The following is a 20,107-nucleotide window of genomic DNA, read 5'->3' on the forward strand; positions in this document are numbered from 1 at the left end:
CAATCAGAAAGCGGCGCAACAATACGTCCGGATCATAGCGCTCAAAGCGGCGAGATGCGCCTGTCCGTTGTCCCCTTCCGTGTCGACCGACGTTCACGCGGCAGCCATTGGATTGATCACGGCTTCGATACGGCCCCGATCATGGTGGCGCAGGATGACTTCTCACGATTGCATGATGCGAGGGCGGCGGATTTCATTTCGCCCCAAGAACCTCTCTGATTCTCTGATTGCACTATTGCGTTGGGAAGATGCTGTAGCTTCTCGGTGATGGCCGTTCAAACAGTCCAGCGCAGCTGCGGTTGGCGACGCCGGGTGCGAAGATCATGCAAGCTCCGTCTTATTTTGTAACGACGGTCAGCCCGGCCACTGCCTGCAAAACCGGGCCGCAGTTGTGCGGCCTGGGTTGGCCGGGTCTCCAGATCAGGGTGGCGCGCAGTAGAGGGATGGAGGAATCGAGTCAGGACAATGACGAAGAAGATGCCGCTTCTCTTCGAGACATTTGTGGAAAAGCTGTCGGAGAGTGTCGATGAAACAGATTTCCGGGATGCCATGGCCGGGGCGGCCACAGCACTTGATCTACTCACCTTTGCCTATTTGGCGTTGCCATTGCAATCTTGTGACGAGCCCAAGCTGATCTCGAATTATCCGCCTCCCTGGACCGCGCACTATCTGCAAAACCAGTATCAGAAAGTCGATCCCGTCATCATGCGTGCGCGGTGTGGCGGCTGCCCGTTTCCATGGGGATCGGATTTGCGTGGCGTTGAGATGTCGCCGGCTCAACAGAAGCTTTTTGATGAGGCGGCCCAGTTCAGCATCCGCTGCGGTTTGACGATCCCGATTATCGATCGTAGAGGCTGTGTTGCAGCGATGACTTTTGCCGCTGATAAGCCCAATTCCGCATTCCTGCGCGTTGCTGAGCGATATGAACAGGCGCTCCAACTCATGGCGACATTTTTTCACATTTATGCTCGTCGAAAGCTGTCCGGCAATCGAACAGTGGACGGCGTTTCGTTGACACCTCGTGAATATGAATGTCTGCAATGGGCGGCGCGCGGAAAGTCCGCCTGGGCTATGGGCTGCATCTTGGGCGTCAAACCGCGCACCGTCGCTTTCCACCTCGACAATGCGAAGAAGAAGCTCGGCGTGCACACCAAAGACCAGGCTGTAGCCCTGCTGGCCTCCTCACGATCTTCAATCCTCTGAGAAACTGAATACGTCTTTGGTCGTCCTCAGCATGAACACAGGCGTGTTTCGGCTGGCCATTCGCCTCCAATGCAGGGCCATTCCTTCCCAGACGCCATCATGCTGCAACTTATTGCACCCGATGTACGGTGACTTTGCCAACGAACTACATGCAATGAACCCTCTGCGAAACTGCGTTTTCAGGAGCGTTTCCTTGCTTGAAAGGCGAAACGGAGCGGCACAGCGGGATTGTTCAGCCGGCGAACAATTCCTTGTAGCCAGTTGTGACCATCCAGTTCGCACGGTCAAGATGACTACGAAGAGCCTTCCTGGCGCGCTCCGGTTCGCGTGCGGGATCGATGCCGAAGAGACGTGGGCCATCTCTTCTTCGCTCGCATCATCGGCGAAGGCGTCTAGGTAAGTCGTGAAATGCGCTTTATCATATGCCGTGAAAGGGCGCCCGAGGCGCCCTTCATTTCAGATCGGCTGTCAGCAGCCCGCCTTCGCGTTGCGCATCAGAAGCGGTAGGTGACACCTGCGCCTATCAACCAGGGATCGAGCTCCGCCTTTCCCGTCAGCTTCGCGCCGTCGACCGTTACGTCGAAGTCTGGCTTGAGGAACAGCTTCTTCACGTCGAAGTTAACACCCCAGTGCTGATCCACCATGTAGTCGAATCCGACCTGCAGCGCGGTGCCGAACGTATTCTTGACCTTGAGAGCATCGGCACTGCCGGCACCCTGGTTATAGAAAATCGTGTAGTTCACGCCGGCGCCTACATAGGGCTTGAACGCGCCGAAATCGGTAAAATGATACTGCAATGTGAGCGTGGGCGGCAGCAGCCAAAGTTTACCGATATTGCCCAGCGCGCCGATCGCTCCTTGGCCCTCGATGTTGGCGTAGGTGGTGCCGAGGATAAGCTCGGCGGCGATGTTGCCCGTGAAGAAATAGGAGATATCGAGTTCCGGCGTCACAGTGTCCGAATAGGAAAGACCGGAGCCGGGCACTGCATGTACGTAGCCAGAATCCTCAGTGACGACCCCCAAAGCACGCAGGCGGATCTGCCAAGGGCTTGGCGCTCCCGCCTGCGGGACGCTCGCCGCTTGCGCAAGGTCCGCCGCGATGGCCTGCTGTCCCATCACGATGAGGACAACGGCCGCTGTTACTCCCCGTGCCGCGCGCATTTGGTTTCTCGCCATGATATTCTCTCCTTGCTGTTTAGAAATGATGCAGTGGACTACGAAAGTCTTGCTCGATTGCGTGAGATTGGCGGAGCGCTCATGCGCAGTTTGCGTGGGCCGCGCACACGTTATTTGCGCCGTGCTCGCAATCATCGACCTGTACTCACTTATAGAAACGTTGCTCTTGTCTGGTCCCGCCCACCTATCGAACGCCATCGGCTTGCCAACCGATCGCACTGCGAAGGAAATTGGTGCCCAAGGCAATGAATGGGGCCCGCTCTCGATTGTTCTTGCCGTAGCCGTGCCCGCCCGCGCCGGGCTCATAGAAGTAAGCGGGATAGCCAAGAGCCTGCAGCTTTGCGGCCATCTTACGCCCGTGGCCCGGGTGGACGCGGTCGTCCCGCTTCGTGGTGGCGAGCAGGATCGGCGGATAGTGTTGTCCCGGCGTTGCGGCGTGATAGGCGGAGATTTCCTTTAGGAAAATCCATTCCTCCGGCTTGTCGGGATCGCCATATTCGTCAATCCAGCTCGCGCCCGCCAAAAGCTTGGTGTAGCGGCGCATGTCGACAAGCGGCGTTTTGCAGAACAGCGCGCCGAAACTCTCAGGATAGCGGGTAAGCAAATTGGCGATCAGAAGGCCGCCATTCGAGACGCCCTCGGCGGCAATCCGCCTCGGCATCGTAATGCCCCTTCGCACGAGGTCGACGGCAACGGCGGCGAAATCGTCATGGGCGAGACGCTTGCCCTTCCTGCGCCCGGCCTCGTGCCAACGGCTGCCGAACTCGCCGCCGCCCCGAATGTTCGCCACCACGAACGTGCCGCCGCGTTCGAGCCACAGCTTGCCGAGGGAGGAGTTGTAGTGGGGCAGGACCGATTTGCCGTGCACGCCGTAGGCGGTGAGGTGAACCGGGGCATCCCCGTTCCCGTTCGCCGGACCGACGTGCGTATAGGGGATCATCGCCCCATCGGTCGAGACTGCCTCGTGGCGCGTGGCCTCCAGCCCGGATGCGTCGAAATTCTCTGGGTTGCGCTTCAGGATTACTGGAGCGCCAAGAGGCGGCGAGACGTTGAGGTCTAGTAGGAGAAGCTTCCGAGGCGTGATCGGGCCCTGAGCCGAAAAGAGGACCTCTCCATTGCTCTCGTGACGTTCCGCATCGAGCGACCGAAGGTGAATAGTCCCTTCGGCGGGCTTGGTGAGCGCTCGGCGCGTCCATTCCTGGCGGTCGGGGGCGAACATGTCGAAACTCGGATCGAGGTTGACGAGGTAGGAGATAATGAGCTTCCCGTTATTCCAGAAGAATGACTGCAGGGAGCGCCTGTCGGCTGGTTCAAAGAAGATGGCAAAACTGCGCTCGCCGGCGATGAAGGAGGAAAGCGAGATGCCGATCAGCGCGTCCGCGGCATGGGTCATCCCTCTCACTGTCCATGGCTTGCGCGGCTTTATCGCCAGCCAGTCGCCGAAGCCGCTCCACCAGGCGTCCCGAGGAAGGTCGATCTGCATCTTCGGCCCGCTCCTGTCGCCGATTCTGCCGATCTTCTCAAAGAAGGTCGACTGCTCGATGAACCAGAGGCGCTCGCTCTCGGCGGTGCGGTCGAGACGGCAGACCACGCCGAGAGATTCGGAACCGGTCTCGAAGATTACGGGCGCGGTGAGCGGATCCGCGCCACGCTTCCACAGCCGCACGGTGCGCGCGTAGCCGGAACGGGTGGCCATGCCATCACCAAACGCACTAGAAAGCAGAAGCGTGTCAGGGTCGAGCCAATTAACCTCGCCCTTGGCCTCCGCGAGGTTGAAACCGTCGGCGACAAAGCTAAGAGATCCCAGATCGAATTCGCGATGCACGACCGCGTCGCTGCCGCCGCGCGACAGGCGCAGAACGGCTCTTTCCCGTCTCTCCGGCTCAAGGGACGCGCCGCCCCAGATCCAGTCCTCTCCGTCGCTAGCGGCGAGGGCGTCCAGAGCGAGCAGTAGCTCCCACTGGGGATCAACTTTCATGTAGGCGGCAAGGGTGGTCCGGCGCCACAGTCCGCGCGGATTTCGGGCATCTTGCCAAAAATTGTAAAGGTACTGGCTGCGGCGCCTGCTCAAGGGGATCCTGTCAGGACGATCGAAAATCGCTGTCAGAGCGTCGTGGTCGCGATCGAACCGCGTTACGCCGAAGTGCCCCAGGGTTCTGGCCGACTGGCTGGCGGCCCAGGCAAGTGCCCGTTCGCCTTCAACATTTTCTAGCCAAAGATAGGGGTCATCGTCGGGAGCATTCAGCGTTGGGCGGAAATCGAATGCGGTCATCTCAGGATAACGCGAAGAATGATGTCGACTGGAAACAATTTCAAGGTTCTCCTTAGGCTCGGGAGAGCTTTGTTTTCGCGGCGGCGACCGCATGTTCGGCGGGTATGATCATGGGATGATTTCTCCTCTGTCCGTGCCGCAGCGCGTTTTGAGGACTGCGTTGCAGGTGTCGTGCCAAGTGAGAAAATCATTCAGAACAACGCGATCACCCTGATGGCGCTGTGTCTTATCTCCGACATCGTCGAAGATCCGACAACGAATGCAGCCGTGACGGCCTGATAGGACCTCCTGTGCGAGCTCGGTGGGCACTGCGAAATAAGCAGTGAAGCTCACTGCGAAACTGGGGTTGTGCAAGCCAAGCTAGCATTCCGGTTTTCTGCGTTCGAACGGACGCATGCGACTGGTCCCTATGGCAACTTGGCCTGCGGTCTGCCCGTCAGATATGCAAGACGAGGCTCTGAAGTATCTCGGTCAGGACGTACTCTAGTCGCCAGGAAGAGGTCTGTCGGCGGCTGATGAGCGTTCCCGGCATGGTGCAACAACTTCATAATGCCCGCTATCAGTCGCGTGAAGCGACTATCCGCTATCGATTCATCCGCGTTACGGGGAAGCGGTTATTGTTGCCGGGCGCAATCGCCATGGTGGCGAGGTCTTCGCTCTGATCATCTGCCAGTCTGACAGCACGCTGGTACAGTTGCCGATCTGGATGACGGACGATGTGCGGAGGCGATGATTGTGACGGAGAGTCCCCGTCTGCCACTGACGAATCCGCGCGAACTTCGTCTGATGCTCGACGCCTGTCTAAGCTTGCTACGCGACGATTCCCGTTGCGAAGGAGGAGACAAGCATGAAGCATCGTCAATCCTGTCACCGTAAGACCACATCGGCGCCGATAGCACCGGCCGAGCGGACGAAGCTGTGGCACTGGTGAGTGCGCTTCTGTCGGAAGCATGCGGCGCAGCTGCAGCGACGGAGGCCGGCGATGAAGATCACGTCTGACCACCTGGCGCGCGGCGCCTTTATCTACATCCGCCAATCGACCGTCGACCAGCCTGCCAACAACCATGAGAGTCGGCGGCGTCAATATGGTCTTGTCGAGTGCGCCCGTGCTCTTGGCGGACGGATGTGACCGCGTCGCACGTTCAGCCAATCGCGTTTGGGCGGGTCCACATCCGCACCGGTCAGCCAGCCTGTCGCGCAAAGTGCGGTGGCCAGCGCGGTGGCGAGGTCGCTCATTAAGTCTCCTCCCATCGATATAGGGCAAAGAGGCTTCCGATGACGGGGGGCAGTGTCCCAGAGCGCGCGCGAGACCCGCTTCGTGCGATCGTTCTGGGCAGACGTGAAGAACTTTCAGGAGGCGCCTCTTCGACATGTGCTACTTTGCATGCAGATCACCTGATCGTCGGCGCGCCGGAGCGGCCAGACGCCGGCCGCGCTCAACCCCGCGCCTGGTCCGGACTGAACCTCGCTCCACGCCGCGCCAATCCGCCGCCGAGACCGATCGGCGTGCCGTCGGCCCGCCAGCACGCGGCGCCGGTCATCGTGCCGTCCGCATCGAACTGAATCGACTCATGCCGCAGCCAACGCTGTTAACCGTCGCCACATCGTGACCGCGGTCGCGCAATGCCGCGAGCACGCCTTCCGGCACCGAAGCCTCGACCTTCACCCCATAGCCGCGCGTCCAAAGCCGCGGCGCCTCCACCGCCTCTTGCACGCTCATGCCATGATCGATCAGGTTCGACAGCGCTTGCATTACCGAGGGGAACATGCGCAGCCCGCCAGGCAGCCCGATCGCGTAGCGTAGCCTACCGTCGTGCAGTACCATCACCGGAGACATCGACGAGGTCACGCGCTTGCCGGGTGCGACCGAGCTGGCGCGGCCCGGATGCGGATCGAATGAGGACATGTAGTTGTTCGGGATCATGCCGGTGCCCGGCACGATGTAGCTGGCGCCGAAAAGGGAGCAGATCGTCTGCGTGCTGGCGACGACGTTGCCGAACCCATCCGCAACTGTCAGGTGAGTGGTATGCGCACCTTCGTTTGGTGCCACCCCTGCGCTCCATGACTGGGCGCGGTCCATTGTGATGCGAGCCCGGCGCTCCGCTGCATAGCCCTTGGACAGCAGCTTGCCCATCGGCTCCTGGACGAACCCCGGATAGACGGACGCCGCGGCCCTGTCAGCGAAAGCGATCTTCAGCACTTCGGCCAGCAGGTGCAGCGTGTCCGGCGTTCCGTAGCCAAGCGTGCCGATGTCGTAACCCTCCACGATATTGAACATCTGAATGATGTGCAGAGGACCGAACGATGGCGGCGGCGGCCCGACGACCTCATAGCCGCGATAAACCCCGCGTAGCGGCTCGCGATCGACGGTGCCATAGCCCGTCAGGTCCTCGAGTCTCAGAAAGCCCTCTTTCTGCGCGATGTGCTCCGCATAGTGACGTCCCAGTTCGCCGCCATACAGGATGTCCGGCCCCTTGCAGCCGATCGATCGCAGCGTCTCGGCATAATCGCCAGTGACAAGGCGGGTCCCGGGCTGGATCGGCATGCCGCCCGGCAGATATAGTTTTGCGATTTCGGTATCGCGCGCGAGATCGGCCGCCGACTCGGAGACGCATTCCTGTAGATAGGGAGTGACGCGAAAGCCGCGCGAGGCATGACGGATCGCGGGCTCAATGACGTCGGCCAAAGAGAAAGTACCGAATCGCCGCAGCGCCTCGCACCAGCCCCGCAGATTGCCGGGTGTGGCGACGGCGGTGGGGCCAATTGCGTTCCGGCGGCCGACCGCGTCCATCGTGCCGGGCGCAGCCTTCGGATCAGGCGTGTAGGTGGTGGGGCCGGTCGCGAGTGGTGCGGTGCTCATGCCGTCAAGCACATGATGCGTTCCATTTGCGAGGCGGATATGCGCTATGCCGCCACCCAGCACTCCCACCATCATCGCCTCGACGACCGAAAGGGTGAACAAGGCCGCGATGGCAGCGTCGATCGCGTTGCCGCCGGCGGCGAGCATTTCCGCCCCCGCGGCGGAAGCGAGCGGGTGATTGGTTACCACCATGCCACGCGAACCGGTCACCGGTTGTTTCTCACAAGTGAAGGTCGCGCCCGCATGAGAGCGCCAGCCAGTATGCCGCATCAATCAACCTCCCTCTACGGACCTGCAAATAGCGACACAGTGACGTTGTTAATCTTTCGACACTCCGCCATGCGTCAGCGGGGATTGCGAACGTGCAGCAGAACGCGCGGCGAAGCGGTGAGCGGCCTCGGCCGAAAGGCGGCGCGGCATTGAGGTCTCATAGGAGAAGCTTCGGCGGGCACGGTGAGCGCTCGGCGCGTCCATTCCTGGCGGTCGGGGCGAACATGTCGAAACTCGGATCGAGGTTGACGAGGTAGGAGATAATGAGCTTCCCGTTATTCCAGAAGAATGACTGCAGGGAGCGCCTGTCGGCTGGTTCAAAGAGGATGGCAAATCTGCGCTCGCGCCGCCCCAAATCCAGTCCTCTCCGTCGCTAGCGGCGAGGGCGTCCAGAGCGAGCAGTAGCTCCCACTGGGGATCAACTTTCATGTAGGCGGCAAGGGTGGTCCGGCGCCACAGTCCGCGCGGATTTCGGGCATCTTGCCAAAAATTGTAAAGGTACTGGCTGCGGCGCCTGCTCAAGGGGATCCTGTCAGGACGATCGAAAATCGCTGTCAGAGCGTCGTGGTCGCGATCGAACCGCGTTACGCCGAAGTGCCCCAGGGTTCTGGCCGACTGGCTGGCGGCCCAGGCAAGTGCCCGTTCGCCTTCAACATTTTCTAGCCAAAGATAGGGGTCATCGTCGCGAGCATTCAGCGTTGGGCGGAAATCGAATGCGGTCATCTCAGGATAACGCGAAGAATGATGTCGACTGGAAACAATTTCAAGGTTCTCCTTAGGCTCGGGAGAGCTTTGTTTTCGCGGCGGCGACCGCATGTTCGGCGGGTATGATCATGGGATGATTTCTCCTCTGTCCGTGCCGCAGCGCGTTTTGAGGACTGCGTTGCAGGTGTCGTGCCAAGTGAGAAAATCATTCAGAACAACGCGATCACCCTGATGGCGCTGTGTCTCATCTCCGACATCGTCGAAGATCCGACAACGAATGCAGCCGTGACGGCCTGATAGGACCTCCTGTGCGAGCTCGGTGGGCACTGTGGAATAAGCAGTGAAGCTCACTGCGAAACTGGCCGAGCTTCGGATCGACATCGGCGACGGGGCGATCGACGACCACTACGTCGCCGGTGTCGGGCGCGGCACAGCCTGAGGACTCCGCGGCGGCGATCATCGAATAACTGCGTTTACGATGGCTCCATCCTGGGCCACCGGCGCGGCGCGCAAAAGACTGCTTTGCGGCCTCATCCCTCCGCCTGGATTGAGTCGCAGGGACCGAATGGCGCACGTGCTTTTTGAACCGGCAGAGTGGTCATAACGCAATTGTCTTCCGGCTATCTTTACAGAGATTCGATAATCCAGTTGGTGAAGGTCCCAGATCGCACAATCATTGATGCGCTCAGGTCTGGGCATGCGGCCATCCGCAACCATCTCATCAAGAGCATCGATCCGACACCAACATAGAGAATTGCTTTCCCATGAGAGAGGCCTCGCGGCGGACACGAGATTGCGTCGCCCTTCATGATCGCGGCCTCCGAGGATGTCGGGATCGAGCCAGTGCAACGGCACGATAGGGCGAAGGATCTGGCAGCTCTTGCAACTGTCGACCTCGATGGGAGAAGGCATATCGCGATCTGTCCGGCAGAGACACAGGTTCTGCACTGTCGGTTCACGAAGACTTCGTGCTGGTCTCCATGAGAGAAGTATTCTGGTGCAGAAGGTGCCCGACTAGCTATTCGGAAAAGACGACAGGGACGTGCAAATCGGGCGCCGCCGGTAGGCGTCCCCTCAATGTCAGATTTCCGACAGGATCGCAAATCCACCAACCCGTTGTTAATAAGGGTTTCCTTCTCTGGCACGGCCTATGCACGGGATTCTGCGAATGCATCAGCGAGAGGTCGTCCATGATAATGCGAACGGAAAATGCCGTCACCGCACTGAAAACCGCGCTCTCGCCTGCCATCAAGCCGCCGAAAGGCCTACGCGTCATGGTTGAGGCGGGCGATTGCGCCGGCCTCAAACACCTTAATGGGCCTGGAAAGCGTCTCGCGTGACCGCGACGCGGGCATCCAGACGGGCGGAAAGGACATACGTCGTTGCCCCACGTCGCGGGCATGACCCGTCGATTGTCACCGCGCTGGAATGCTGGGGTCCACATTCGACTACCCGAACGCGCTGGACAAATTCTCGCAAATTCGGTCGGGACCGGGGCTCGAAAACGTCCGCGAGGGGCCCAATGGCTATGGCCGATACTAGCCGCGAACAAGCCGCCTAGTGGGAAGATTCTATAGGAGGAAAGCAAGTGGAGTTATCTTGCGTTGGAGTCGGTGCTGGGCCGTCCAATTTGAGCCTTGCGTGTCAGATACACGAGCAAGTTGGGCAAGGGGCACTGTTCCTGGATCGGCAGGTCGACTTCCGCTGGCATCCAGGCATCGCATTCGATTCCTCGGAGCTCCAGGTGAGCCACTTCAAGGATCTGGTCACGCTGGTGAATCCGCGATCAGCCTACACTTTCGTAAACTACCTGTACGAGAACGGGCGTCTGTACCACTTCCTGAACGCACAGTTCGAGGCTGTGTTCAGAGCTGAGTTTGAGCAGTACCTGAACTGGGCCTTCCACAGGAACCCACTTGTCCGTGGCGGCGAGACCGTGCACGAAACCCGCTTTGACGGCGAGTTTCGGGTGCGAACGGATAAGGCGGTTCTCGGCGCCAGAAACGTCGTGGTCGGCATTGGCAAGCAGGCGCAAATTCCGCCTCAGTTTCAGGGCTGGACTGGACGCAACCTGTTCCACTCATCTGTTTTATTGCACATCCATCCTGAGGTGCGGAGAAAGCATGTCTGCGTGGTTGGCGGAGGCCAGTCGGGAGCCGAGGTGATGTTGCACCTTGTCGGCCTGCCGAAAGAACGGCGGCCTGCCTCGATCACTTGGGTCTCGCAGCGTGAGAACTACCTGCCTCTCGACGACAGCCCGTTCACAAACGAGTTGTTCATGCCCTGCTTTTCGGATCGTTTCGCGGCGATGAGCGAGTCGCAGCGCAAGCTGCTCCTGCGGCGTTTCGTGCTTGCCTCGGACGGCATTTCGGAAAGTACATTGCGCGCGATCTATCAGGCGCTGTACCGCCACGCATTTTTCGAGCCAAACCGATGCGACATCACACTGCGGCCGGGCTGCACCGTCTCGCACTGCATCAACGCCGGCGCGGGTCACAGACTGACCCTGCAGCACGGCATGGACGAGGTCGAAGAAGTCACGGCTGACATCGTCATCCTGGCCACCGGTTACGAGAACGCGGTGCCAGACTTCTTGGCACCCATCGCGCACCGGCTGGAGCAGATCGACAATGAATTAGCTATTCGCGAGGATTTTTCGGTGAGCTGGGACGGACCGGGTGACAGACGCATCTTCGTACAAAACGCGAGCCTCGGGCAGCGCGGCCTGGCCGATCCGAACCTAAGCCTGCTGGCCTGGCGCGCGCGCCGCATCCTCGATAGCCTTCTTGGGCGCGCGCCATGCGCGAACCCCGAGCATCCGGGCTTCATCAGCCATACCTGGATCGAGAGCTGGCCCGACCCCGTAGCCGAAGAAATGGGCAGCGGGATATGACTCGTAGACTTTTGATTATCGGCGGTGGCATCCTAGGAATGATGTCCGCCTCCGCTGCGCCGAAGGCCGGAGGCTTCTCCGAAATCATCGTGACCGAACAAGCCCTTGGACCAAGCGGCGCATCGCATTATTCTGGGGGCGTGCATTTCCCCTACGGTTGTCAAGACCGTACCAGGTCGCTCACTCGAAAGAGCGCCGTGGTCTTGCCGGCCATGGCTGGGTCGGCGGTCAGCGGATGGTGCCGGCCTTTAGCAATGCGTGTCGTGGCTGGACCGGGTGAAGCGATTGATCCGGCCCAGTTTACGGAACCCCTGGACCCGGCTGAGCCTGACATAGGCAGTCTCGCGCCGAGCTTCTGCGGGCAATATCCGCCGAAGCGGAACGCACTTAGCATCGCCGTCCCACATGACGTGAGTCCGTCTCTGTGGACCCGCAACTTGACCAGCGCCCGACTGCCCTAATTGGGATGTCCGACCAACCAGTCTTTCCAACAGGAGGCTTTTCGTATGTTGACTGATGCACAAAGAGAAAAGTGGCAGAAAGACGGATACGTCAGGCTCGAAAGGTTCTTCGCTCCGGCGGCTCAGGAAGATATCTCTATTTTTGTCGAAGATATGTCACGCTGGGATGTCAGCGATGATAAATGGCTCATGTGGTTCGAGAAGACGACGGACAATCGAAAGATCATCTCCAAGATCGAGAATTTTCTCGACTTCCATGATCCATTGCGTCGTTTGCTCTTAGAAGATCAGCGCATAAAGTCAGCGGTCGATGATTTGCTTGGCGAAGATTCGCGCAGGCTCAAGGAGTTGCTTATTTTCCACTACCCCGACAGCGGCGGCTATCTCCCGCATCAAGACATTTATCACATTCCACACAAACTCCCCGACCGGATGGTCCATGCGGTGGTTGCCATAGGCATCGACGACTCCGACCCGGAAAACGGCGGGCTTTTCTTCAGCCCCGGCAACCACAAGAAGGGGGTGTTTCCCATGGATGCAGGTGGGGTGATCGATCCTCAAGTCGCCGAAATGTTCTCCTGGGAACCCGTAGTATGGAAGGCTGGCGACATCTTCATCTTCGACGATTACGCACCGCACTACTCACGACCGAACAAAAGCAATCGTTCGCGGCGGACACTCTACTTGGTGTTCCAGCGTGCTTCAACCGGTGGACCGACCCGCGCTGAATATAACGTGCTTAAGCGCGCCCTTAACCCGCCCGAGGGCAAAGTGGCCGATCTCGACAATCTCAAGCCCCCAAATGGCATTTTTTATCGCGATTGAGCTCACGCAGCCAGGCGGAGGCATGCACACGAAACTGATCGACCGCTCAAAAATGCGCGGACGGTATGGCGTTCTGATTTGCGGGCTCGCGGAGCATCGACCGCAGCCCGTTACGACGCTTTGGCACGTGGATGTGGAGGTGGTCGCAGGGCGGTCTTCTATGACGCCTACAGCCCGACTCGCGCCCCCCTCGTCGCCCGCCTGGCGGCCCAGAGCTGCATTATCCTGGCCGGGGCCGCCAACGGGTCGGGCTACCGTTTCTCTCCACAAATTGCACGGGAGGCTGTTGCGTTGGCAGCCGAAGATCCCACTGCTTCAACAGCTTAGGTTCGTCATGCGCAAACACAAGTTTTCTCGAACCGGGCTGTCGCGCGCGTTCGGTATCGACATGGCCACGCTTGGAACGGGAAGCGCCGGCACGGGGTTTTCGTTCGGTAGGGTGGCACCGGGCGTTACATCCGAGCCCCATCGGCACGACGAAATCGAGGCCTTCGTGATCCTGTCAGGATCGGGCAAGGTCAGGACCGACCTTGGGGAAATCTCGGTCGAGGCGGGCGATGTCGTTCTGTTCCACCCTTTTGAAGCGCATGTGCTGCGCAACGACGGAAACAAAGACCTAGATTTCGTCGATGTCTACTGGCGAGACGGCGAGGCCGCCCTTGATGCCGCTGCAAACACCACGGCTCCACGCGGGCCGATCTTCGTCTTCTCCACGCCGCCAACGCCAAATGGCGATCTGCATCTGGGGCATCTTTCTGGCCCCTATTTCGGCGCCGACGTCTACACTCGTTTCCTGCGCATGAAAGGAGTCGAAGCATATCACCTCACTGGAAGCGATGACAACCAGAGCTACGTCACGACACGCGCCGACGCCGATCAATCGACGCCTGCAAACGTGGCGCGCTACTACGCCGACGAGATTCGCGCCACGCTTGCACTTCTCGATTGTGACGTCCACAGCTTCCAACCCACAATGGGCGATGACGGTTACGGCGAGTTTCAAGCCGCGTGTTTCCGCAGTCTTCTGAGCAGCACGGCGGTAGATCTGCGCCAGAGCCCTGCGCTTTTCGATGGTGTGACAGGCCACTATCTTTACGAGCCGGATGTTAGCGGCCTTTGCCCCGATTGCGGCGGCTCCGCCGGTGGCAACATCTGCGAGGAATGCGGCGCCCCAAACCTTTGCCACGACTTGGGTGCAGCCCGGTCACGGCAGTCTGCCGAGGCGCCGCTGGTCGGCTCCGTCCGCCGCCCGGAACTTGCCTTGGACCGATGCTACGACAATATCGACCGGCATCTAAGGGCGTCGGGCGTCCCGCTACGGATCTTGGATCTCTTCGCGCGCCTACGCCGACGCGGCAACTTTTCAGTGCCCATTACCCATCCCTCGGACTGGGGCCTGCCGGCCGAAGGGTTCCCGGGGCAAGTGATCTGGGTCTGGCCGGAAATGGCGTTCGGTTTTCTTTACAACATCCAGGCGCTCGGCCGCTTGCTGGGTCGCGACTGGAAGGCGGAGATGCCCGGCAACGACTGGCAGATTGTCCATTTCTTCGGCTTCGACAATTCGTTCTACCACGCGCTACTCTACCCCGTTCTTTACGCCGAGGTCTTCTCCCACTGGACGCCACGCATCCTCTATCACGTCAACGAGTTCTACCTGCTCGACGGCAAGAAGTTCTCAACCAGCTGCCGCCATGCGGTCTGGGGCAAGGAGGTTCTGAGCCCAAAGACAGTCGACGTCGTGCGCCTCCATTTGGGCCTGACACGCCCGGAAGGTGAGCGGACCGATTTCACGCTGGACGCGCTGCGCCGCACCGAGAACGAGGTGTTCCAAGGGATTTGGCTGAACTGGCTTGATGCGTTGAACCAGGAAATCAAGCAGGATTTTGCCGGCCGTGTACCCGATGCAGGCGACTGGAGCCCGGTCGACCGCGCCTTCTTTGCTCGGATAGAGATCTATCGCGCGGCGATGGAACGCGCCTATTCGGACGAAGGCTTCTCGGTCCGGCGCGCGGCCGCTCAGGTCTGCGATTTCGTGCGCGATTGCGTGATCTACCGTCGGGCGCAAGACTATGCGGCGGCGCGACGTTTCTATCCCGCCCGCAATCGGACTTCGCTAGCCCTTCAGACGACGGCCGCTGCGATCCTGGCACCGACACTCGCTCCGCTGATGCCCCGATTCGCCAGAACGCTGGCGCGAGGCATCGATGGCGTCTCAACCGAAACATGGCCCCGGTCCGTCCAGCGCCTTGCGCCCGGGACGCGCTTTGATCTCGGGCCCGTGTTGGTGTTCTACGCCAAATCCGGCAATCCTCATCTCGATGAGGAGGAAGCACTATGAGCCCAAAGGTGCGCCAGTGAGCTATCCCAATCTCGACCAGATCTGCGCGGCAATCAAAGCCGATGATGCCAAATATCTTTACTCGCTGTCACTGGCGACCGAAGCCGCTATCAGAGGGTAGAGACCAGATTGGCGGACCTGAACCAACGCATCGTCGACACCCTGGCCCGCGCCTTCGAGGACCGCTCGGCTGATCGCTTCCCAGCCCTTGCTGTTTCGTGCCGCAAATGCCGTGTGGGCTCGACTGCGCTGACCAACCTCTTCGGCATCGCGGGATTTTCCGTCCTCCAGCCGGTCAAGACTGTCATGCGGTTCGAGGCGCTTGGTCAACCTGGCGCGCCCTGGATCGTGCGCCGATCACCGGAAATGTCGAATGCGAATGCCTGCCTGATGGTATCTTCGATTCTGTCCGAGCCTGTACCGGCGCGGCAGTCGGCCGAAGAACAACTGAGCTACTGACAATCGGAAGGTAGCAGGTTCAAAATTCTGCCCCAGAAACCGGATATTGCGCACAACCAGCGTTCACGATCGCGATGGTGCACAAGCTTCCAACCATACCCGCGCAACGACAGCCCGTCGCCTGAAGATAGTCGGCGAGGGCCGCCAAATCCCTCGCAAGCGTATCCTCCGTCACATGCACGCCTCTTCGCCGACAATGCAGACGCTTGTCTCGTCGAGAGATAAGTCCAGCCAGGGTGCTCCTTCAGGATTGCGTGTTTGCTCGGGTACGGAGCCGCCCCTCAGTTCCCAATCGAGGAGCGATCCTACAATTCACATATTTGGAGATCGCTCGCTAGGTTACCCGGCTGTGAACCCTGCAAGCCGAAAATTCAGATGCCGCCCATGCAGAGATATTTCATTTCTAGGTAGTCCTCGAGGCCATGGCGGGATCCCTCCCGCCCGATGCCGGACTGTTTTATCCCACCGAACGGCGCCGCTTCTGAAGACATCCGGCCGGTATTTACCCCGACCATTCCATATTCCAAGGCCTCGGCCACACGCCAGACACGCTTCAGGTTGGAGGCATAAAAGTAGGCCGCGAGGCCGTAGATCGTGTCGTTGGCCTCACGCACGACCTGATCCGCATCTTTGAAGCGAATAATCGGTGCCAGCGGCCCGAATGTCTCGTCTTGCGCGACGGTCATCTCGCTGGAGACACCGGTCAGGACTGTCGGTTGGAAAAACGTGCCATTCGTGCCGATACGTTTGCCCCCGCATTGAATTGCGCCGCCTTTTGCGACGGCATCGGCAATATGGGATTCGATCTTGGCCAAAGCGTGCTTGTCGATGAGCGGTCCGATGTCCACTCCGGGAGCGAAACCGTCACCAACTTGAAGTTGGCGAGCCCGTTGCAAGAATTTCTCGACGAACTCGTCGTGAACGCCCGACTGGACGTAAAGGCGGTTCGCCGAAACGCAGGTCTGGCCGGCATTGCGGAACTTCCCCTGGATCGCACCGTCAACCGCGGCATCGATATCGGCATCATCGAAGACGATGAAAGGTGCATTGCCGCCGAGCTCAAGGCTGACTTTTTTGATCTGGTCCGAGCACTGGCGCATGAGAAGGCGCCCGATCTCAGTCGACCCGGTGAAGCTGATCTTGCGGACCTTGGGATTGGTACAAAGTTCGCGGCCGACCGCGTCACCTTCGGACGCATAGATCAGGTTGACGACGCCTTCGGGAAAGCCAGCCTGATGGGCGAGGGCGAACATTGCTCCCGCCACGAGCGGCGTCTGTTCAGCGGGCTTGAGGACGATCGTGCAGCCCGCCGCCAAGGCTGGCGAGATTTTGCGCGCCACCATCGAGGCCGGGAAATTCCATGGCGTTATCGTGCCAACAACTCCGATGGGCTGCTTGATTACCAGCATTCGGCGGTCCATCGATGGTGCGGAGATCGTCTCGCCATAGACGCGATTGGCCTCCTCGGCGTACCATTGCAGATACGCCGCAGCATGCGATATCTCCGACTTGGCTTCGGCAAGCGGCTTGCCCATCTCCGCGGTGAGAATCGCGGCGAGATCGTCGGCGTGATCGATGATCAACTGATGCCATCGCCATAGAACGTCGCTGCGCTCACGTGCGGTCAACCCTGCCCATCCAGGCTGCGCGACATAGGCCTTGTCGATCGCAGCGCATGTCTCCTCGACACCCATGTCGGGTAGTTCTGCCAGCACTTCGCCAGTCGACGGGTTGAGGACCTCGAATGTCCGCTCGCTAATCCGCGTGCCAAGTGCCGGCAGGCGATCAATGGGTCCAAACAGGTCGGGGGATGTCAGGTGACGGATCATCGGCAGGCACAGGGGCAATACCGGATTCCTCCTCAACGCAGCAGGTATATATAGCAGGTGCGGTGTGTACTCCGCGACGTCCGGGTTCCTTATAGGGCCTCGGCCAGACAGCTGGTAGACCACGGTACCCAACTGGAAGGGGAGAATACCTGAATACGCTAGAAGATGCCTCGCGGTTCTACTAGTCGAACGATTGAACAACGGACGTCGGCTTCGCCAGCCGCGCCGAGTGGATGCTGGTGGCCTGCGCCTACAATCTGCGGACCACCAATCGGCGACTCTATCGACTCGAAGAGAGGCTGGCCTGAGGAGGAGCGCACCCCAATAATGACGCCTGAACCGGCAAATGCCTGGCAAGGCCTGAAACCGCTCCTCGCGGCTTTAAACAGATCCGTTTACCCGGCGAGCGCCCGCAAGATGAGAAAGAGGATGGAGAGGAACAGGGTGGCGAAGGCGCGCCGAAGGAAGACCGGCCGGCGCATTTGCATGGTGATGGAGCTCATGATCAATTCCCCGCCTGTTGCTGCGGCAAAAGATAGCCTGTCGTCGAATGGTCGAGCACCAGATAACGCGCGGCGACCGCCTTGACCTCGTCGGTGGTGACCTTGCGGACGCGGTCCGGTCTCTCGAGCACGTCCTTCACATTGCCACCGGTGGTGAGCGTCTTGCCATAAATGTTGGCGATGTGGTCCAGCTCGTCGTGCGCAAAAATCACCGAGCGGATATAGCGGTCTTTGGCCTTGTCCAGCTCGTCGCTGGTGACGCCATCCTTGGCGATCCGGGCGACTTCGGCAACGGCCGCCGCTTCGAGATCGACGAGCTTTGCATCGCCGCGCGGCGAGCCGGAGATGGTGAAATTGGTGTCGTCTAGCATGGTGCCCTGGAAGGAGGCGCCTGCCGCCGAGGCTATGCCTTGCTTGACGACAAGTTCCTGATATAGCCGGCTGCGGTTACCGCCGCCGAGGATCTCGGCCAGCAGGTCGAGCGCCTCGGCCTCGCCGGGCTCTGCCGTATGATAGGACGGCACCACCCATTGAGTGGAAAAGCTCGGCACCGAAACGCGCGCATCGGTCAGCGTCACTGTGCGCCTGGTGTTCTGCTCCGGCTCGACCGAACGGTTGCGCGGGGGCAGGTCCGGCCCGCGCACAACCTTGCCATAGGTCTTCTCGGCCAGCGCCTTCACCGTCTCAGGCTCTACGTCGCCGGCCACCACCAGCACGGCGTTGTTCGGTCGGTAGTATTTGTTGTAGATGGTGAATGCGTCGGTGCCGTTCAGCTTCTCCATCTCCTGCATCCAGCCGATGACCGGAATGCGGTAGGGCTGGTTCTGCCGCAACGTCGCGTTGACCTCCTCGTCCAGCAGAGCCTGCGGGTTCGTCTCTCTGTGCCAACGGCGCTCCTCCAGGATCACGTCGCGCTCGGTCTTGATATCATCCTCGTTGAGGATGAGGTTGAACATGCGATCGGCCTCGAAGCCCATCATCTCACCCAACGCCGAGGGCGCCACCGTCTCGAGGAAGGTGGTGTAGTCATAGGCGGTGAAGGCGTTATTGTAGCCGCCAATGGCTGAGACGGCTCGGTCGAACTCGCCGGCGGCGTGGTTGATCGTCGCCTTGAACATCAGATGCTTGAGGAAATGGGCAAGGCCGGATTTGCCGGGTGGCTCGTCGGCGCTGCCGATCTTGTACCAGACCATATGAGTGACGATCGGCGCGCGGTGATCGGGGATGACGACCACTTCCATGCCGTTGTCGAGCAGGAAATCGGTCACCTTGCCGCCGTCGGTGGCGGCCAGAGCCGGAGCGGTCGTCACCAGGGCCAGCGCGGTGGCAATGAACGCGTTGCGCAGCCAGGCGGACGATCGATGGCTCCGGTTGTGGTGGCTGGTCGAAAGGCAAGGTTCGAGGCAACGTGATTTGTTCCTCATTTTGATGAAGGCGCTGCGTCCCCGTCTCCCTGCGTGGGAGGATCGGCGGGCAGCGCCGAGCCAGATGAATAAGCTCTTCATGGTGCCAGGCCTTACTCGAGCCTCATCTTTGGATGGACCCAGGAGACCTGCGGCAGTATTTCTTGGTGAAGTGATCATTGGACGGATTCTCCTTGGTCCGCGACGGCCTTGCGAAAGCCAAGCATGCACCGTGCCAGATCAGAAAACCGTTCGAGGCATGTGGACAAATCGGGCTCTGCCATGTTGCGCATCCGACATTGTCGGACATCGGACAGGGCCGAACGCGACGCGCGCGCGGCTGAGAATATCTTCTTCGTTCGGAAGACGATTGGGCGCGCTGCCGGGGGAGGGGTATAGGATGCGCTTCGAATGGCCGCTGCACTGACGGTGAGAATGGAGATGTTGGTCGCCCCAGCGGAACCCTGTCCTCGACAGCCAGACCGGGTCGATGCTGAAGGGCAGAGGCGTGAGCAGCCCAGCCAACTCGAGCGCGGAGCCTGCTCGCGCGCGAAGACGGATCTGATCAAAGATCGGCGAGTTGGGCGATATCCGCGAGGCGCTGGAAAACGAAGATCGTAGGACTCGGGCCGGAAAAAACGATGCGGTTGCGCGCTTCTGGCGTAATGCGCCTGCCGCGAGGCCGTTGAGCCTGATGAGTTGCTGCGGGAAAGGGGAGTGTTTGCGCGGGACCTTGGTCAAACGTAAGAAACAACCGTCGAGCTCGCCGTGGATGGGGGCATGCAGGCACGTTTGTCGCTGGAGGACAGCAGCACGGAAGGTGTCCGCGCTTGCCGTCGTCGCTGGGTACCAAACAGGAGAATTTGGCGGTCGCGATCGAATTCATCTGCGTAAATACCGCCTGGCTGTGC

At 60.2% G+C, this 20,107-nt stretch carries 10 protein-coding genes and 3 pseudogenes; 6 read left to right on the plus strand and 7 right to left on the minus strand.

All coding sequences use genetic code 11. The features are described from left to right. Positions 1 to 477: 477 nt before the first annotated feature. Positions 478 to 1,203, plus strand: coding sequence for an autoinducer binding domain-containing protein (locus NKH90_RS26920; protein ID WP_502898882.1), 726 nt, complete (start codon positions 478 to 480; stop codon positions 1,201 to 1,203). Positions 1,204 to 1,435: 232 nt separating this feature from the next. Here the strand turns inward: NKH90_RS26920 and NKH90_RS26925 are convergent. The 3 genes and pseudogenes from NKH90_RS26925 to NKH90_RS26935 form a co-directional block, all read right to left on the minus strand. Continuing rightward, positions 1,436 to 1,632 (minus strand): annotated as a pseudogene (locus NKH90_RS26925) (hypothetical protein); the annotation flags it as partial. Positions 1,633 to 1,697: 65 nt separating this feature from the next. Further along, complete coding sequence (locus NKH90_RS26930; RefSeq protein WP_352822082.1) at positions 1,698 to 2,378, minus strand: OmpW/AlkL family protein; 681 nt, start codon at positions 2,376 to 2,378, stop codon at positions 1,698 to 1,700. A gap of 184 nt (positions 2,379 to 2,562) precedes the next feature. Beyond that, complete coding sequence (locus NKH90_RS26935; RefSeq protein ID WP_352822084.1) at positions 2,563 to 4,650, minus strand: prolyl oligopeptidase family serine peptidase; 2,088 nt, start codon at positions 4,648 to 4,650, stop codon at positions 2,563 to 2,565. Positions 4,651 to 5,632: 982 nt separating this feature from the next. Here NKH90_RS26935 and NKH90_RS26940 point away from each other — a divergent pair. Further along, complete coding sequence (locus tag NKH90_RS26940; protein WP_352822087.1) at positions 5,633 to 5,779, plus strand: hypothetical protein; 147 nt, start codon at positions 5,633 to 5,635, stop codon at positions 5,777 to 5,779. A gap of 307 nt (positions 5,780 to 6,086) precedes the next feature. Here the strand turns inward: NKH90_RS26940 and ggt are convergent. Both ggt and NKH90_RS26950 read right to left on the minus strand, forming a co-directional pair. Next, positions 6,087 to 7,780: pseudogene (ggt, locus tag NKH90_RS26945) on the minus strand (gamma-glutamyltransferase). A gap of 333 nt (positions 7,781 to 8,113) precedes the next feature. Continuing rightward, positions 8,114 to 8,503: pseudogene (locus NKH90_RS26950) on the minus strand (prolyl oligopeptidase family serine peptidase); the annotation flags it as partial. A gap of 1,570 nt (positions 8,504 to 10,073) precedes the next feature. Between NKH90_RS26950 and NKH90_RS26955 the strand changes: the two are divergent. The 4 genes from NKH90_RS26955 to NKH90_RS26970 all read left to right on the plus strand — a co-directional run bounded on the left by NKH90_RS26955 (position 10,074) and on the right by NKH90_RS26970 (position 15,461). Next, a complete protein-coding gene (locus NKH90_RS26955) occupies positions 10,074 to 11,378 on the plus strand; it encodes a lysine N(6)-hydroxylase/L-ornithine N(5)-oxygenase family protein (protein WP_352822089.1) in 1,305 nt (434 codons plus the stop codon). A 506-nt stretch (positions 11,379 to 11,884) separates the two neighbouring features. After that, positions 11,885 to 12,664, plus strand: coding sequence for a phytanoyl-CoA dioxygenase family protein (locus NKH90_RS26960; protein ID WP_352822091.1), 780 nt, complete (start codon positions 11,885 to 11,887; stop codon positions 12,662 to 12,664). Between the two features lie 22 nt (positions 12,665 to 12,686). After that, the gene (locus NKH90_RS26965) at positions 12,687 to 15,002 is read left to right on the plus strand and encodes a class I tRNA ligase family protein (RefSeq protein WP_352822093.1); all 2,316 of its coding nucleotides are present in this window, start codon (positions 12,687 to 12,689) and stop codon (positions 15,000 to 15,002) included. A 129-nt stretch (positions 15,003 to 15,131) separates the two neighbouring features. Beyond that, positions 15,132 to 15,461 carry a hypothetical protein gene (locus NKH90_RS26970; RefSeq protein ID WP_352822095.1) on the plus strand — a complete coding sequence of 110 codons (330 nt, stop codon included), beginning with the start codon at positions 15,132 to 15,134 and terminating at the stop codon, positions 15,459 to 15,461. Between the two features lie 371 nt (positions 15,462 to 15,832). Here the strand turns inward: NKH90_RS26970 and NKH90_RS26975 are convergent, their stop codons facing one another. Together NKH90_RS26975 and NKH90_RS26980 are read right to left on the minus strand one after the other, a co-directional pair. After that, positions 15,833 to 17,290, minus strand: a complete 1,458-nt coding sequence (locus NKH90_RS26975; protein WP_352822121.1) for an NAD-dependent succinate-semialdehyde dehydrogenase — start codon at positions 17,288 to 17,290, stop codon at positions 15,833 to 15,835. 505 nt (positions 17,291 to 17,795) lie between these two features. After that, on the minus strand, positions 17,796 to 19,217 hold the full coding sequence (locus tag NKH90_RS26980) for a M16 family metallopeptidase (protein WP_352822098.1): 1,422 nt from the start codon (positions 19,215 to 19,217) through the stop codon (positions 17,796 to 17,798). Positions 19,218 to 20,107: the final 890 nt, after the last annotated feature.

The organism is Mesorhizobium sp. M0898 (assembly GCF_040319695.1).
GTDB lineage: Bacteria > Pseudomonadota > Alphaproteobacteria > Rhizobiales > Rhizobiaceae > Mesorhizobium.